This window comes from Saccharothrix sp. HUAS TT1, from assembly GCF_040744945.1.
Classification (GTDB): Bacteria; Actinomycetota; Actinomycetes; order Mycobacteriales; family Pseudonocardiaceae; genus Actinosynnema.
The window spans coordinates 759435-774549 of sequence record NZ_CP160453.1; the positions used below are offsets into that span (position 1 = coordinate 759435).

A 15115-nucleotide genomic window follows, 5' to 3' on the forward strand; every position below is an offset into this window, starting at 1 on the left:
CATGAAGGAAATGGCGGCGTCCGAGGCGTCGCGCAACTTCTCCGCCGTGCTGGACGAGGCCGAGCAGGGCGAAACGATCGTGGTCACCCGCAACGGCCGCCGGGTGGCCCTGATCACCCCCGCCCCCAGGGCGAACGGCAGGGCGCTGCTCGGGGTCCTGCGCCGTTGGCACGGGCACGCCGCGGTGGACGAGGAGTTCGAGGCCAACGTCACCGCGGCGCGCGAGGCGGTCTCCGGCGAATTGGACGAGGACCCGTGGCGCGACTGATCCTGGACACCGGCGTGCTGGTCGCCGGCGCCCGCGGCGTGCTCGACCCCGCCGCCATCTCCGACGAGGACGACGTGGCCGTGCCCGCCGTCGCGGTGGCCGAGTACCTGACCGGGGTACTCCTCGACGGCGACCAGTCGCGGGGCGCGGCGCAGCGCGCGTTCCTGGACGACGTGCTCGCCACCGTGCCGGTCGAGGACTACACGCCGACCGTCGCGGAGCACCACGCCGAGCTCATGGCGCACGTCAGGCGCTCCGGTGCGCCGCGCGGGGCGCACGACGTGATCATCGCCGCCACCGCGCGCGCGACGAACCGCACGCTGGTGACCACCGACGAGCGCGCCCGGTTCGGCGAGCTGCCGGACGTCCGGGTGCGGCTGGTGCGGGTCACCGCCCGCTGATCACCGCGTCGTACAGGGCCTTCTTGCTCACCCCCGCCGCCTCGGCGACCTCCGCCGCCGCCGTCTTCGTCCGCTCCCCCGCGGCCACCCGCTGCTTCACCTCGGCGACCAGCGCCTCGATCGGCGGCGCCTCGCGGGCCTCGGCGGGCGCCAGGACGACCGTGACCTCACCGCGCACGCCCCCGGCCGCCCACTCGGCCAGCTCGCCGAGCCCGCCCCGCTTGACCTCCTCGTAGGTCTTGGTCAGCTCCCGGCACACGGCGGCGCGGCGGTCGGCGCCCAGGACGTGGGCGGCGTCGGCGAGGGTGTCGGCCAGCCGGTGCGGCGACTCGAAGAAGACGCAGGTCCGGGGCTCGTCCAGCAGTCCGGCGAACCACCGCTGCCGCTCACCCTGCTTGCGCGGCGGGAAGCCGTCGAAGCAGAACCGGTCCGACGGCAGCCCGGACACGGCCAGCGCCGTGGTCACCGCGGACGGGCCGGGCAGGCAGGTGACCGGGATGTCCTCCGCCACGCACGCCGCCACCAGCCGGTAGCCGGGGTCGGACACGCTCGGCATGCCCGCGTCGGTCACCAGCACCACCGTCCGACCTTCCCGCAACGCCTCCAGCAGGCCGGGCAGCCGGGCCGTCTCGACCTGGTCGTAGAAGCTGACGACCCGCCCGGACGGCGTCACGTCGAGGGCGGCGGCGAGGGACCGAAGCCTCCTGGTGTCCTCGGCGGCGACCACGTCGGCCGTGCCCAGCGCCTCCACCAGGCGCGCCGAGGCGTCCCGGACGTCGCCGAGCGGAGTAGCGGCCAGCACCAGACGGCCTGATCCAGATACAGGTCTCACGCCGCTCACCCTACGATCGGGGCCGTGAGCCTGATCGCACCGCAGTCCGCAGACGACGTGGTCGAGGCCGGCGAGGTACCGCCGGCGAGCCCGCCACCGGGCAACGACCGCGAACAGCGGGCCCGCCAGCTCGAAGGCGGCCCGATGAGCGATGCCCTCCGGGGCTGGCTCATCACCCTGTCCGTGGCGCTGATCGGCGGCGTGGTGCGGTTCTGGAACCTCGGGTTCCCGACCGACAAGGGCACGCCGATCTTCGACGAGAAGCACTACGTGCCGCAGGGCGCGCAGGTGCTGCGCAACGGCGGTTACGAGGACAACGCCGGCTACGAGCTGATCGTCCACCCGCCGCTCGGCAAGCAGCTCATCGCCGTCGGCGAGTGGCTGTTCGGCTACGACGGCGTCGGCTGGCGGTTCGCGTCGGCGGTCGCGGGCACGCTGACGATCCTGCTGGTGGTGCGGATCGCGCGGCGGCTGACCAGGTCGGACCTGATCGCCGCCATCGCGGGCGTGCTGCTGGTCGCGGACGGCATGAGCCACGTGCAGACCCGGATGGGGATGCTGGACGCGTTCCTGACGTTCTTCGTCGTGGCGGCGTTCGCGTGCCTGGTGGTGGACCGCGACCAGGTGCGGGCGCGGATGGCCGTGGCGGTGCGCGAGGGCTGGGTGAACGACTCGCCGCTCGGCCCGTGGCTCGGGTTCCGCTGGTGGCGGTTCGCCGCCGGGATCTCGCTCGGCCTGGCGTGCGGCGTGAAGTGGTCCGGCCTCTGGTACATCGCGTTCTTCGGCGTGCTGTCGGTGGTCTGGAGCGCGCTGGCGCGGCGGGCGGCGGGCGTGGAGCGGCCGTGGCTGGGCTCGTTCGCCAAGGACCTGGCGCCGTCGCTGTTCGCGCTCCTGCTGGTGCCGCTGCTGGCGTACCTGGCGACGTGGTGGGCGTGGTTCGCGTCGGAGACGGCCATCGACCGGCACGTCGCGGGCGTGAAGATCCCGGAGGACGGCTGGATCCCCGCGCCGCTGCGCGCGCTCTGGTACTACAGCAGCAACGTGCTGGAGTTCCACACCAAGCTGGTGACGTCGGAGACGAACCGGCACCCGTGGGAGTCGAAGCCGTGGTCGTGGCCGATGGGGCTGCGGCCGATGCTGTACTACTTCGAGGGCGCCGTGCAGGGCTGCGGCGGCCCGAGCTGCGTCGGTGCGATCATGCTGATCGGCACGCCCGCCCTGTGGTGGCTGGCGTTCCCGATGCTGGCGTGGGCGCTGTGGCAGTCGATCGCCAAGCTCGACTGGCGGTACGCGGCGGTGCTGGTCGGCTACGGCGCGGGCTTCCTGCCGTGGTTCATCAACGTGGACCGGCAGATGTACTACTTCTACGCGCTGCCGATGGCGCCGTTCCTGGTGCTGGGCATCGCACTGGCGCTGGGCGAGGTGCTGGGCAAGCGGACGGACGGCAGCGAGCGCCGGGGCACCGGTCTGCTGGCGGTGGCGCTGTACGTGGGCCTGGTGGTGGCGAACTTCGTCTGGCTGTGGCCGATCCTGAACGGCGTCCCGATCACGCCGGAGCTGTGGGACGCCCAGAAGTGGCTTCCGTCCTGGAACTGATCTCGGGGCCGTCCTGCGAGGACGGCGCGGTGGAGACGAGGGCCGGGGGGACGTCGACGGGCGGCGCGAACGCTTCCTCCGGCCGGATGCGCGGCGGCGTGGCGGCCCACGGCTTGAGGTTCTGCACGACGTCCTCGTAGAAACCGGTGACGGCGCCGAGCACGGAATCGATGAATGAATTCCGGCCGGTGCCGCGCTTGCTCCCCAGAGGCGCCGAGAACTCGATCCGGAAACCGCGGATCTCCTTCGCCGGGTCGACCACCAGAACCGCCGGATCCGCTTTCACCGTCTTCAGCAGTTCCGACGCGCCCGCGCCCCGGCCGTGCAGTGCGAAGGCTTCGAGCCGGACGTTGTCGGGCGCGTCCTTCAACTGCCGGACCAACCAGTTCACCCGCGTGGTCGGGCGGCCCTCCCGGGGCCCGTCGAGGTCCACGTGGCAGCTGACCCGGGACGCGCGCAGGTCCGCCGTCACCTGGAGCGTGCCGACCGTGCCCGGGATGTGGACGCCGGCGGTCAGCCGCCCCTCGGCGACGAGCCGGTCGACCTGCTTGGCGACCCGCGTCTGCGGCTCGGCCAGCTCCTTGCGGGTCAACGCCGGGGTGACCTCGGTGCCGAGCCGGCGACCGAGCTGCAGGCACGCGAACCGCACCAGCGCGTCGAAGCGCAGCGCGATCTCGGGCGCGGTCCGGTCGGCCGCGCGCAGGGTCCCGGCCTGGACGGACTCGCGCAGCGGCACCCAGGCGGGGCCCATGTCCTCGAAGGCCATCGCGCCGGACCGCGGGTGCTCCAGGTACCGGATCAGCTCGCCGAGGATCCACGCCTGGTCGGCGTCCGCGACGCCGCGGTGCTCCTTCTGCATCACCGCCTCGCACAGCACCTCGGTCCACGACAGGTGGTGCAGGGCGACCTTCTTGAGCTTGCGCCGGTCGACCGCGGTCGGGTGCTGCCCGGGCAGCGCAGGGATCTCGTTCGAGATCGTGACCACCGCGTCGAAGCCGCGGTCCCGCGCGACGTCGAGGTAGTTCCCGAGCTGCTCGGCCTGCAGCTCGTTCGCGCCGGTCTTGACCTCGACCAGCGCGGTCCACGACCGCTGCCCGCGCACCACCCGGATCAGCCCGTCGGGGATCACCTTGCGACCGTCCAGCTCGAACGGCACCTCGATGAACGTGTGCACGGCGGCGGCCGGCGCACCCAGCGGCTGGGTCAGCGTCCGCCCGAATTCGCGGACCGCCGACATCACCGCCAACAATGCGGAAGTCGCCCGTCGCTCTTGCTCATCCGCGCCGTTGATCCCCGAGGTGGGAATCAACCGTGCCGCGTGCCAGTTCTCCTCGGACGACACAAGCCACCTCGCCGACTGTTTCGCGTGACCGGATCACCGCGTAATTCGGCGTCGATGGGGAATCCGTTACCCGGCGACATCGCGTTCACCCGTTCGCCGCAGCCCGCGCCGGGCGTCGACCAGCCCGGCGGTTCGGCGAGGACGTCCCTGGTGGCGTGAAACCCGTCGCGGTGACGGCGGCGGTTCCGACCGCCGCCGTCGAACCCCGGGGCCCGGCGTGCCCGCGGCCCGGTCAGCGGGCGGGGCGGGTCGGTGGTTCCGGCCGGTCCATCATCTTCGTGACCGGACCTTCCTTGCTCACCCCGGCCTGCGACAGCCACGTGCCCAGCTCGGCCCGGATCGCGGCCAGCGACGGCCGGCGGGCCGGGTCGGCGTCCAGGGCGCTGGTGAGCAGCCGGTGGTGCGCGCTGTGCTGGGGCAGCTTCACGCACGGCTCGCCCTGCGCGGCGGCCATCAGCGACGAGATCGGGTTCTCCCGCGACCCGCGCGGCGGGTGGCCGGTGAGCGCGTAGCTGACCGTCGCGGCCAGCTGCCAGCCGTCCGAGGCGGGGCTCGCGGCGTCACCGCGGGCGGTCTCCGGCGCGAGGAAGTCGGGCGTGCCGACCATCATCCCGGTGGCGGTGAGCGTGCTGTCGCCCTTCGACCGGGCGATGCCGAAGTCGATCAGGTGCGCGGTGCCCTGGGTGTCCACGATGACGTTGGACGGCTTCACGTCCCGGTGCAGCACGCCCTGCTCGTGCGCGGCGACCAGCGCGTCGGCCATGTTCACCCAGAGCCGGGCCGCCAGCGTGTCGGCGAGCAGGCCGTTCTTCAGCACGACGTCGGACAGCGGCTGGCCGTCGATGTACTCCATGACGATGGCCAGGCCGTCCGGGTCCTGCACGATGTCGAAGACGCGCACGCAGTTCGGGTGGCGCACGGCGGCCAGAGCACGCGCTTCGCGCAACATGCGCTGCTCGGTGTCGTTGTCCGGCGCGTGCGCGAGCTTCACCGCGACCGTGCGCGCCAGCTGCTCGTCCACCGCCAGCCACACCGTGCCGAACCCGCCGCGGCCGAGCTGGCGGATCCGCCGGAACCGGCCGCCGGCCGGGTTCCACACCTTGCCGGAGTCGGGCACGGGCGTCGGCGAGCTGACCTGACCGCTGTTGCCCAGGCCGAACGGCAGCGGGCCGGGCGTGTCGGCGAGCTGCGCGGGCTGCTCGACGCGGGTCGGCTTCGGCGGCTCGACGGGCGCGTCGGCGACCCGCGTCGGCGGGTAGTGCCGCTGCGGCGGGGTGGGCCGGTAGGGCGGGATCGGCTGGTAGGGCGGGATCTGCGCGGGCTGGTAGGGCGGCGGCTTCTCCACCTGGTACGGCGGCGGCTTCTGCGGTTGGTGCTGGACCGGCTGGCTCTGCGCCGGTTGGTGCTGGGCAGGTTGGTGCTGGGCAGGCTTGTGGGGCGCCGGCTGGTTCCGGTGCGGCCCCTGGGGCTGCTGGTGGGACGGCGGCGGTGGCGTTCTCGACACCGCGGGTTGCGGGCTCGGGTTCCCGCGATCGCGACCGGGGCGGTTCAGCATGGCGGTAGTCAACCCGAAAACCCGCACCACGAGGGAGCCCAGCAGCGCGATCGGGAAGAACCCGAGCAGCAGGTGGCCCACCAACCCGACCGGCATCGCGGACGTCGACAGCAGCAGGACCAGGAACGGGGGCCAGAACACCCGGCGCGGCCAGCTCGGGCCGAGCCGGAACGCCGAGCCCGCCTGCAACATCACGAACAGCAGGCACAGCAGCGCGAGCAACGCCGCCGCACCGACCAGGACCAGGTCGAACGTCCCGGCCCGCCCGGTCGCCGCCTCGATGAACGAGCTGGTGCCGAGCAGGTACTCGCGCTGGGAGATCACGCCGCACGGGCTGCCGTCCAACGACTGCGACTCCGGCAGCGCGTAGCTGCTCAGCAGCTTGTGCGCGGCCGTGAACGCCACCCACGGCACCACCAGGGTGCTGAGCACGCCGAGCACGGCGAAGATCACGCCGGTGATCGGGCCGTAGGAGTTGCCGACCACGCGGCGGACGGTGATCGACAGCAGGGCGGCGATCGTCGGCAGGACGCCGATCAGCGCGCCGAACGCGGTGACGGTCGACACCCAGTCACCGGGGCAGAACGGCACACCGGTCCAGCCGTGCAGCCACGCCAGCAGCGACTCGGCCAGCTCCACGACCCGCACCACCCCTTCTCGTCGCCTCTCAGGGTACGGGTGCGGGCCGCGTCGACAGCGCTGTCCGGGCAACGTCGTGCGGTTCGGCTCGTGCCGCGCCGTCGCTGACCGGCGACGACGGGCAGCGGAAAAGGGGGCCCGGCTCGGTGAGCCGGACCCCCGCGCGTGCGCGCTACCGCCTGGTCACACGCGCTCCCACAGGGCGGGCACCGCCGGCGGATCCCAGCCTGGTTGGGACGTGTGCCCCTGCAAGCACCGGTACCCGACGCCGCCGTACGTCACGAGGGAGCCGATCGCGTACGCGACGCCTGGCTGCCAGGTGGTCTGGCCCGGGTCCGTGGTGGTCGTCGTGGTCGGCGAGGTGGTGCTGGTTGGCGTGCCGCCGCTGACGACCAACTGGAGGCCGTAGACCTGGAGGATCTCGTTGACCGGCTGGAAGTAGATCGTCCCGCCGGACGTGCAGTTCCCGGAGCCACCGGAGGTGACGCCCTGCGCCTGGTCACCGGTCAGCCACGAGCCGCCGGAGTCGCCGGGTTCGGCGCAGGCGTTCGTGCGGGTCAGGCCGGTGATCGTGCCTTCGGGGTAGGTCACGGACGTGTTCTTCTGCTGGATGGTGCCGCAGCGCCAGCCCGTCGTGGAGCCGGAGCGGCAGACCGAGGCGCCCACCGGGGCCTCGGTGGAACCCGCCACCGGCACCGTGCCGGGGTAGCGGTTGACCAGCGCGCGGCCGGGGTTGCCGGCGGCCGTGCGGACCCAGGCGTAGTCGTTGCCGGGGAAGCTGGAGCCGGCGAACGTGCCGCTGGGCTGGGTGGTCGTCGCGCCCGTGCGGCCGCAGTGGCCGGCGGTGACGAACCCGCCGTTGACCGCGAACCCGACCGAGCACCGCGAGCCGCTGCCGATGTAGTACGCGTTGCCGCCGACCACGTCGATCAGCGGGCGCGGCTCCTCGGCGGACCGCTCGACCCGGACGTCCCGCTCCGCCAGCCCGCTGGCGAGGGCGAACGCCTTGGCGGCGGCCACGTCGTGGGCGAGCACGACGACGGTGTTGGTCGGGGTGTCGACGTACCAGCCGGGCACGGACCTCGGCGCGCTGCGCGCGTTGCGGTCGAGCTTGACCTTGAGGGAGTCGAGCTGGGCGAGCGAGCGCTCGACCACCCTCGCCTCGGCGCCCGCCGCTTCGACGGCCTGGATCTGCGACGCGGCCGTGACGCCGACGACGAGCTTCGTGGCGTCGGCGTTCAGCCAGGCGCCCGCGAAGCCGGGCCCGAGCCCGGTCTTGAGGACGCTCTCCGTCCGGGCCGCGGCCGCTTCTCGGTGGATGCGGTCGCGGGCCTGGTCCGGCGTGAGGTGCAGGTCACGCGCCATGGCGGCGATCATGCCGCCGTCGGCGGCGGACTGCGGTGGAGGACCCGCGGTCGCGGTGGAGGTCAGTGCTGCCGCCAGTCCGGCAGCGCTCAGGACCGCCACGGCGACCGCGGCGACGGTACGTCGGGTCATCCGCTGTCTCCTTGCAGGGGTGGTGACACGGGATGCGGGGCCGTGCCACCGACGCTAGCCGGCGAGGAGTCGCGGCGGATATGCCAGTCCAGTCATAACGCCGCGTTATGGTCTAGTCCAATCCCGCCCTCGGTCGAACTCGGGCGGGTGCCCGCTACGCGACCCGCTGCCCCGACAGGTCGGGCCGGAAGATCCACCCGTCCTGCCGGAAGCCCTTCACCTCGACGTCGACCCGGTCGAACGCCACCCGGCCGAGCCCGCGCTCGCCGCTGGTCACGACGTCCTGGTAGAACCGGTCGGAAATGATCAGCCCGAGGTGGTGGGCTGGGTCGCGGTCGAGGAACGCGCGCAGCGGTTCGGCGTCGACCAGCCTCGCCGTGGCCACCACCGCCGGACCGGCCAGGTGCGGCCCGTTGACCGTGGTCTCGCCGTGGTCCAACGCACACCGCACCCGCAACCGGTGCCGGTCGTCGGCACGGCGGTTGACGTCGTCCAGGGCGATGACGAACTCGTGCAGCAGGAAGTCGGCCAGGAGCCACGCCTTCGGCACTTCGGGCCCGATGAGCACGGTCATGCTGTCGCCATCGGGCCGGACCTGCACCGCCGCCGTGGGGAACAACCGGCGGAGCCCGCCCTCGACCGCCTTGTCCACGACGAACTGCAACTGGGCGTCCAGGAAGGTCTGCCGGTCGGGCGCGCCGGAACTGGAGTGGACGATGTCCACCCGCAGGACGTTGCGAGGTAGGGGGAGTGAGTCCACGTGCATCTCCGACGTCATGTCTCGAAGTGGCGGCTGTTACCACTCACCCTTGAGGACAGACGCCGATTCCACGACAACAAATGATGCCGTCTCCGTAGATTTGCGTTGACACGGCCGCATCGGCCACGGCGCGCAGGCACCGGACGCACGGCACCACCACCTTGCGGTACTCCGAATGCACCAGGTTCCGCTTCTTCAACTTCAACCACACGCGCTGCACCGTCACCCGTGACGACTGCGCATAGGCGGCGATCTCCTGCTGGGTGTACGGGATGACGGCGCCGCGGGACCCGTCGGAGTACCGGTCGGCCAGCGTGGCGACGGCGCGCAGCACGCGAATCGACCTCTCGGCCGACTGGCTCTCGGCCTCCCGCAACAGGACCACCACCCGGCGCAGAACGCCCGGCCACAGGTGGGGGTGGGTGTGCAGGAAATGGAAGAAAGCGCTTTTGGTGATCTTGATCGCGGTCACCACCGGACTCCGGGCGATCACCGAGGCGGACCGCCGCCCGTCTTCCTCGACGCAGGCGATCTCACCCAGCAGTTCACCGCGACCGCAGATGTTGAGCAGGCGTTCCTTGCCACCGACGTCGCTCTTCACGATCTTGACGTCACCGAAGTCGATCAATAGCACGTAGTTGCCCCGCTGACCCTCCGCCATCATCACCGCGCCACTCCGGTAGGAAATCCTCGTGCCCGACCGGTACAGCTCATCCTGTTCGACACCGCTCAGTTGTGCCATGAAGTTGGTCATGCCCTGCCGACTCCCTGACCGAATTCCAGTGGGACGGGAAACCCGCCCGGCCACCCTCGCACCGCAAGATCGAATTCCACTGGCTGTGGATTCACCCGATCGTCATCCAATTGGGTGACACTTTGCCGCGTGGTGGGACGAATTTCCAGTCGACAGGACGGACGGTCCCCACCCGTCGCCGAACGGTGTCGAAAGCACCGCACGAGCGAATCGCCGAGCCGTTCGGGACGGGCCGTTCAGAGCAGGCTGAGCTGGGTGCCCTTGCTCCTGCGCCGCGGCTGGGCGTCGCCCACCTGCTCGAACGACTTCAACGACGCCAGGAACGGCGACCGGGGCCGCCCGGTCGTGTGGCTGAGGTACAGGTGCCGCTGCGCCCTGGTCATCCCCACGAACAGCAGCCGGCGCTCCTCGTCCACCGCCTCGGGGTCGTCGTCACCCGGCCAGCGCATCGGCAGCAGGCCGTCCTCGCAGCCCACGACGAACACCACCGGGAACTCCAGCCCCTTCGACGCGTGCAGCGTGAGCAACGAGATCCGGTCCGCCCTCGGGTCCCAGGTGTCGACCTCCACGCCCAGCGCCAGCGCCGTGTGGAAGCGCTCGAAGTCCGACCCGCACTCGGCCGCCAGCGGCTTCAGCAGCTCGTACGCCGTGTGGTCGTCCCCGGCCACCGCGCGCACCCGCTCCAGCACCGTCGCCCCGCCGGTGAACCCCAGGTCGTGCGCGATCCGCGCCACGCCGGGCCGGTCCAGCAGCCGGTCGTGCGAGCGCTTCTGGAACGGCAGGCCGGACCGGGTCAGCGCCTCGACCAGCGCCCGCGACTGCCGATCGGTCCGGTACAGCACGGCGAAGTCGGAGAAGCTCAGGCCGTCAGTGCCGTCGCCGTGCACCCGACCGCTGTCGAGCGCGTGGAACGACGCCCCGCCCAGCACCTGCTCGATCGTCCGCGCCACGAACGCCGCCTCGGCGCCCTCCGACGACGCGTGGTGCACGCCGATCGCCGCCGTGCCGTGGTCCACCATGGGCCGCAGCTCGCGCCCCGGCACGAGGGACGTCGGCGCGATCACCTCCAGCGCACCCGTCACCACCGCGGCGGACGACCGGTAGTTCCTGGTCAGCTGCACGGTCCGGGCGTCGGCGAAGTCCTCCCGGAACCGCAGGAAGAACCCGACGTCGGCGCCGCGGAACCGGTAGATCGCCTGGTCCGGGTCGCCGATCGCGGTCAGGTTGCCGTCCGGCGGCACGAGCAGCCGCAGCAGCCGGTACTGCTGCTCGTCCACGTCCTGGTACTCGTCCACCGACACCCAGCGCCACCGGGCGCGGTAGGCGTCGACCAGGTCCGGCGCGGAGTCCAGCAGCTCCAGCGGCAGCGTGATCAGGTCCTCGAAGTCCACCAGGTCCTGCGCCCGCAGCGCCTTCTTGTACCGGGGGTCCGCGCCCGCGACGAGCGCCCGCGCCTCCTTCTCGTCGGCGACGACGGTCAGCGCCACCGCCAGCTGCCGGTCCGGGTCCGCCACCTCGAACGACGCCGACAGCCCCACCGCCGCGTGGTGCTCGCGCAGGACCAGCACGCCGAGCGAGTGGAACGTGGCGATGGTCAACGAGTCGACGGCGTCGGGCGCGAGGGCGGCCAGCCGCTCGGCCAGCTCCTCCGCCGCCCGCCGGGTGAACGTGATCGCCAGGCACTCGGTCGCCGGCACGCCCCGGGACGTCACCAGGTCCGCGATCCGGTGCGTCAGCGTCCGCGTCTTGCCCGTGCCCGGCCCGGCGATGATCAGCAGCGGCCCGCCGGCCACCTCCGCCGCCGCCCGCTGCTCGGGGTCCAGCCCGGCCAGCAGCCCGTCCGGCGGCGCGACCGGCGCGACCGGGACGGCGGACGCGGTCGGGACGAGGGCCGCGGGCTCCGGGCGTTCCGCGGCAGGACGGGCAGCGGGCGCGGCGGGGGCGTAGTCGAACAGGGCGAACGCGGACCGCCGCCGCTCCAGCTCACCCGGCTCGAACACCCGGATCACGCCGTACTCGCCGTCGTACCCGGAGTCGCGCACCACCTCGCCGCGCCGCAGCCGGGTCACCGCCTCGCCCAGCAGCGGCGAGTGCGCGGCGATGTCCTCCACCGGCACGTCCTGCAGGATCACCAGCTCCGGCCCGAGCGCGGCGGTCAGCTTGTCGATCTCCGACAGCACCTTCTTGCTCTTCGGACCGGTGCCGACGATCTCGCTGACGACCTCCGGCAGCGGCACCAGGCTGGTGAACCCGGCCGCGCCGGCCGGTCGCGTCCCGTGCGGCCGGTCCGCCAGCTCCTCCACCCGGCTGAGCACCCCGACCGTCAACGGCTTGCCGCACTCGGGGCAGATCCCCTTGTGCGCCAACGTCTCCCGGGGCTCCATCCGCACGCCGCACTTGCGGTGCCCGTCGACGTGGTACTTGCCCTCCTCGGGGAAGAACTCCAGCGACCCGGCGAACCCCTCGCCGGTCTCCAGCGCCGCGCGCACCGAGTAGTAGTCCAGTTCGGTGTCGAACACGGTCGCCTCGCGCCCCAGCACCGGCGGCGAGTGCGCGTCCGAGTTGCTGACCAGCCGATACTTGTCCAGCCCGGACACCCGCCAGTTCATCTCCGGGTCGGACGACAACCCGGTCTCCACGGCGAAGACGTGCGGAGCGAGGTCGACGTAGCAGTCCTCGATCGCGTCGAACCCGGACTTCGACCCGAGCACCGCGAACCACGGCGTCCACACGTGCGCGGGCACCAGGTAGCCGCCGCACTCCAGCGTGATCTCCAGCAGGTCGCGCGAGTCGAGCCCGAGGATGGGCCGCCCGTCGGAACCGAGGTTGCCGATCTTGCCCAGCCGGGCGTTGAACCGCGCCGCCGACGCCAGGTCCGGCATGTAGACGAGGTGGTGCACCTTGCGGGTGCGGTCACCGCGCTTGTAGATCGTGGAGATCTCCACCGACAGCATGAACCGCACCGGCTTCGCCGCCAGCGACGGCGGCAGCCGGCGGTCGATGTCGCGGTCCAGGTCGTCGCGCAGCCGGAACAACCCGGGCGACGCCTCGACCAGGCTCTCGGTCAGGTGGTCGTACCAGGCGGGGTGGGTGAAGTCGCCGGTGCCGACCAGCGAGATCCCCTTGCGCCGGGCCCACCAGGTGAGGTGTTCGAGGTCGCAGTCGCGGCTGCAGGCCCGGGAGTACTTGGAGTGGATGTGGAGATCGGCCACGAAGCGCACCGCGCCGATCGTAGTCACCCGGGTCCGCCCGTTCCGGTGAGCCCGGTCCGCTGCCCGGCCGCTGCCCGGCTGCTGTCCGGCCCGCTGCCCGGCCCGCCTAGCCGGTCGTCCGGAGCCGGTGCGCGTGCCGCAGGATGCGGTTCAGCGCCGCCCGCTTGCCGGGGTGGAGCACGACCAGCGCCCGCACCGCCCGCGTCCGGGCGATCCAGGCCGGGTTGGGCGCGAGGTGCCGCGCCAGCGCCCGCAGCCGCTTCTCCGACGCCGGTTTCACCCTGGCCTCGCCGACCAGGTCCTCCAGGCACTCGAACGCCCGGTCGCTGGTCTCCGGGTCGGTCAACGCGCGCACGGCCAACGTGGTCAGCTGGTCCGGGTGCGCGGCGAACAGCTCCTCCGAGCGGAAGTACGGGTAGTAGCCGGTGATCCACATCGCCAGCGGCAGCGCGACCCGCGCGAGCTTGCGGTCCGTCGTCCACCGCAGGACGGCGTCCAGCACCGCCTCCCGGTGCTCCTCCGCGTCGAGCAGCGACAGGACCACGGCGACGACGGCGTTCTGCGGGGTCAGGCGGGGTGAGCGGGCGATGAGCTCCAAGCGCCGCAGCGCCTCGTCCAGCGGTCGGGCAGCGGACAGGGCGAGGCTGAACCACGCGGCCGTGGCCTGCCGGTAGGCGGTGCCGTCCACCCAGGCGTCGACGGTCTGCGAGACGAGTTCGCCGTACCGCTCGTCCAGGCGCGCCGCCACGGCCGCGGCGAGCGTCTGGTGGGTCAGGGCGCTGCTGCCGGCCAGGCGGTCGAGCAGGTGCAGCGGCTCGTGCGCCGGGACCTCGGTGACGATCGTGATCAGCGCGCGCTGCACCGCCTCGCGGAAGCGCCGGGTCACGGTCGGCGAGCACATCCACCGCCACAGCTCGTCCTGCGCCAGCGGGTACTCCCGCGACAGCCGGCGCAGCACGACCCCCGCCCAGCCCTGCCGGGCGAAGTGGACCGTCTCCTCCCGCAGCCCCTGGTGCACGGGGTGGTCGCGCACCGCCGTGGTGGCGGACACCGCCGCCAGCAGCGCGTTCTTCGACGTCGAGAACGGCGGGTGCGCGCGGAACTCGTCCTCCTTCACGTGCGTCTTGCGCAGGGCCTCGTCCAACTTGACGGCGCCGGCCACCACCTCGTCGTAGGGCTGGTGCTCCAGCACCGCGATCGCGAACGACAGCGCGAGCCCTAGGTCCGACAACCCGTCGAGGTGGCGCTCGACCGCCTGCTCGACGTCCTCCTTCAGCTCCGCCAGCGCGGCGTCCAGCCCCAGGTCGCCCGCGCAGACCCGGATCGCGAGGTCCGCCGCGCGCACCGCCTTCTCCGGCGGCGCGCCGTCCTCCAGCGCGAGCTCGCCCTTGACCAGGACCAGCGGCCCGTCCGGGTCCGCGACCCGCCGCCGGTCGATCTCGACCCGGGCGACGTCCTCGGCGGGTGGCGCGGTCAGCCGGGCCAGGTGGCCGCGAGCCGCGGCGGGCGCCTGCGCGTCGGTGTCGACCACGATCACCAGGTGGCACTCGTCCGCCCGCACGCGCCTGGCGGTCTGCTCGAAGTCCAGGCCGCCGAAGTGGCTGTGCGCGGTCTCCCGCGCGTCCCACACGTAGCCGGTGCCCTCGTCCAGGTCCTCGAAGCTGCCCAACGGGCGCTCGCGGCCGATCTCCACCACGTCCCGCGCCCCGACGTCCACCAGCAGCCGACGGGCCGCGTAGGAACGCCCGGTGCCCGGCCCGGCCAGCACGACCACGCCGTGGGCGGCGAGGATCCGCGCGGCGTCACCGAACCCACCCGGCGGCACGAAGTGGTGGCGCACGTCGTCCAGCTCGGCGCGGGTGGCGCGCAGGGCCACGAGCTTCGTCTCGCGCTCGACGCCGAAGTGGATGCCACCGTGCACCACGCCGGCCTGGACGCCCTTGAACGCGCCGCCTTCGACCGAGTTCTCGACCGGGATCAGGCGGAGTTCGTCGGGGACCTCGTCTTCACCGCTCACACGGCAATCCTGGCGAGCCGGGCGGCGGTGTTCTCCCGGGAATTGCGGTTTCAGCCGACCCGATCGCGCCGAACCGCCCCGGACGTGCGAAAAGGGCGGAGCCGGTATTACCGGCATCCGCCCTTGCGCACTTACCCGTGGAGCTGAGGGGAATCGAACCCCTGACCTACTCGATGCGAACGAGTCGCGCTACCAACTGCGCTACAGCCCCGTGTTCCGTTGTCGTGCGGGAGGAAGCATAT

General features: G+C 72.5%; 11 protein-coding genes and 1 tRNA gene. 3 read left to right on the top strand and 9 right to left on the bottom strand.

Annotated features, from left to right (window positions below; genetic code table 11):
* The first annotated feature begins 1 nt into the window (after position 1).
* Positions 2–268 carry a type II toxin-antitoxin system Phd/YefM family antitoxin gene (locus AB0F89_RS03695; protein WP_367132536.1) on the top strand — a complete coding sequence of 89 codons (267 nt, stop codon included), beginning with the start codon at positions 2–4 and terminating at the stop codon, positions 266–268.
* Positions 256–669, top strand: coding sequence for a PIN domain-containing protein (locus AB0F89_RS03700; RefSeq protein WP_367132538.1), 414 nt, complete (start codon positions 256–258; stop codon positions 667–669). Before AB0F89_RS03695 ends, AB0F89_RS03700 begins: the two co-directional genes overlap by 13 nt.
* On the opposite strand, the gene rsmI is transcribed toward AB0F89_RS03700, so the two are convergent.
* On the bottom strand, positions 656–1501 hold the full coding sequence (gene rsmI, locus AB0F89_RS03705; protein WP_367132540.1) for a 16S rRNA (cytidine(1402)-2'-O)-methyltransferase: 846 nt from the start codon (positions 1499–1501) through the stop codon (positions 656–658). The genes AB0F89_RS03700 and rsmI overlap by 14 nt on opposite strands.
* 33 nt (positions 1502–1534) lie before the next feature.
* Between rsmI and AB0F89_RS03710 the strand changes: the two genes are divergently transcribed.
* Entirely contained in the window at positions 1535–3097 is a 1563-nt protein-coding gene (locus AB0F89_RS03710; RefSeq protein WP_367138687.1) for a dolichyl-phosphate-mannose--protein mannosyltransferase, read from the top strand.
* On the opposite strand, the gene AB0F89_RS03715 is transcribed toward AB0F89_RS03710, so the two are convergent.
* The 8 genes from AB0F89_RS03715 to AB0F89_RS03750 form a co-directional block, all read right to left on the bottom strand.
* Positions 3048–4334, bottom strand: a complete 1287-nt coding sequence (locus AB0F89_RS03715) for a hypothetical protein (RefSeq protein WP_367132541.1) — start codon at positions 4332–4334, stop codon at positions 3048–3050. The genes AB0F89_RS03710 and AB0F89_RS03715 overlap by 50 nt on opposite strands.
* A gap of 337 nt (positions 4335–4671) precedes the next feature.
* Complete coding sequence (locus tag AB0F89_RS03720) at positions 4672–6645, bottom strand: protein kinase (protein ID WP_367132543.1); 1974 nt, start codon at positions 6643–6645, stop codon at positions 4672–4674.
* A 171-nt stretch (positions 6646–6816) separates the two neighbouring features.
* Entirely contained in the window at positions 6817–8130 is a 1314-nt protein-coding gene (locus AB0F89_RS03725; protein WP_367132545.1) for an alpha-lytic protease prodomain-containing protein, read from the bottom strand.
* Positions 8131–8284: 154 nt separating this feature from the next.
* Entirely contained in the window at positions 8285–8908 is a 624-nt protein-coding gene (locus tag AB0F89_RS03730; protein ID WP_367132547.1) for a hypothetical protein, read from the bottom strand.
* Positions 8909–8933: 25 nt separating this feature from the next.
* Entirely contained in the window at positions 8934–9644 is a 711-nt protein-coding gene (locus AB0F89_RS03735) for a Crp/Fnr family transcriptional regulator (protein ID WP_367132549.1), read from the bottom strand.
* A gap of 236 nt (positions 9645–9880) precedes the next feature.
* Positions 9881–12865, bottom strand: coding sequence for a UvrD-helicase domain-containing protein (locus AB0F89_RS03740; protein ID WP_367132551.1), 2985 nt, complete (start codon positions 12863–12865; stop codon positions 9881–9883).
* Positions 12866–12962: 97 nt separating this feature from the next.
* On the bottom strand, positions 12963–14873 hold the full coding sequence (locus tag AB0F89_RS03745) for a hypothetical protein (RefSeq protein ID WP_367132553.1): 1911 nt from the start codon (positions 14871–14873) through the stop codon (positions 12963–12965).
* 138 nt (positions 14874–15011) lie between these two features.
* Positions 15012–15084: transfer RNA gene (locus AB0F89_RS03750), tRNA-Ala, on the bottom strand.
* Positions 15085–15115: the final 31 nt, after the last annotated feature.

Bases quoted from the DNA above. Each gene is read 5' to 3' on its own strand.
- AB0F89_RS03695 (WP_367132536.1), top strand. From the start codon at position 2: ATGAAGGAAATGGCGGCGTCCGAGGCGTCGCGCAACTTCTCCGCCGTG.
- AB0F89_RS03715 (WP_367132541.1), bottom strand. From the start codon at position 4,334: ATGTCGGCGGTCCGCGAATTCGGGCGGACGCTGACCCAGCCGCTGGGT.
- AB0F89_RS03725 (WP_367132545.1), bottom strand. From the start codon at position 8,130: ATGACCCGACGTACCGTCGCCGCGGTCGCCGTGGCGGTCCTGAGCGCT.
- AB0F89_RS03730 (WP_367132547.1), bottom strand. From the start codon at position 8,908: ATGACGTCGGAGATGCACGTGGACTCACTCCCCCTACCTCGCAACGTC.
- AB0F89_RS03735 (WP_367132549.1), bottom strand. From the start codon at position 9,644: ATGACCAACTTCATGGCACAACTGAGCGGTGTCGAACAGGATGAGCTG.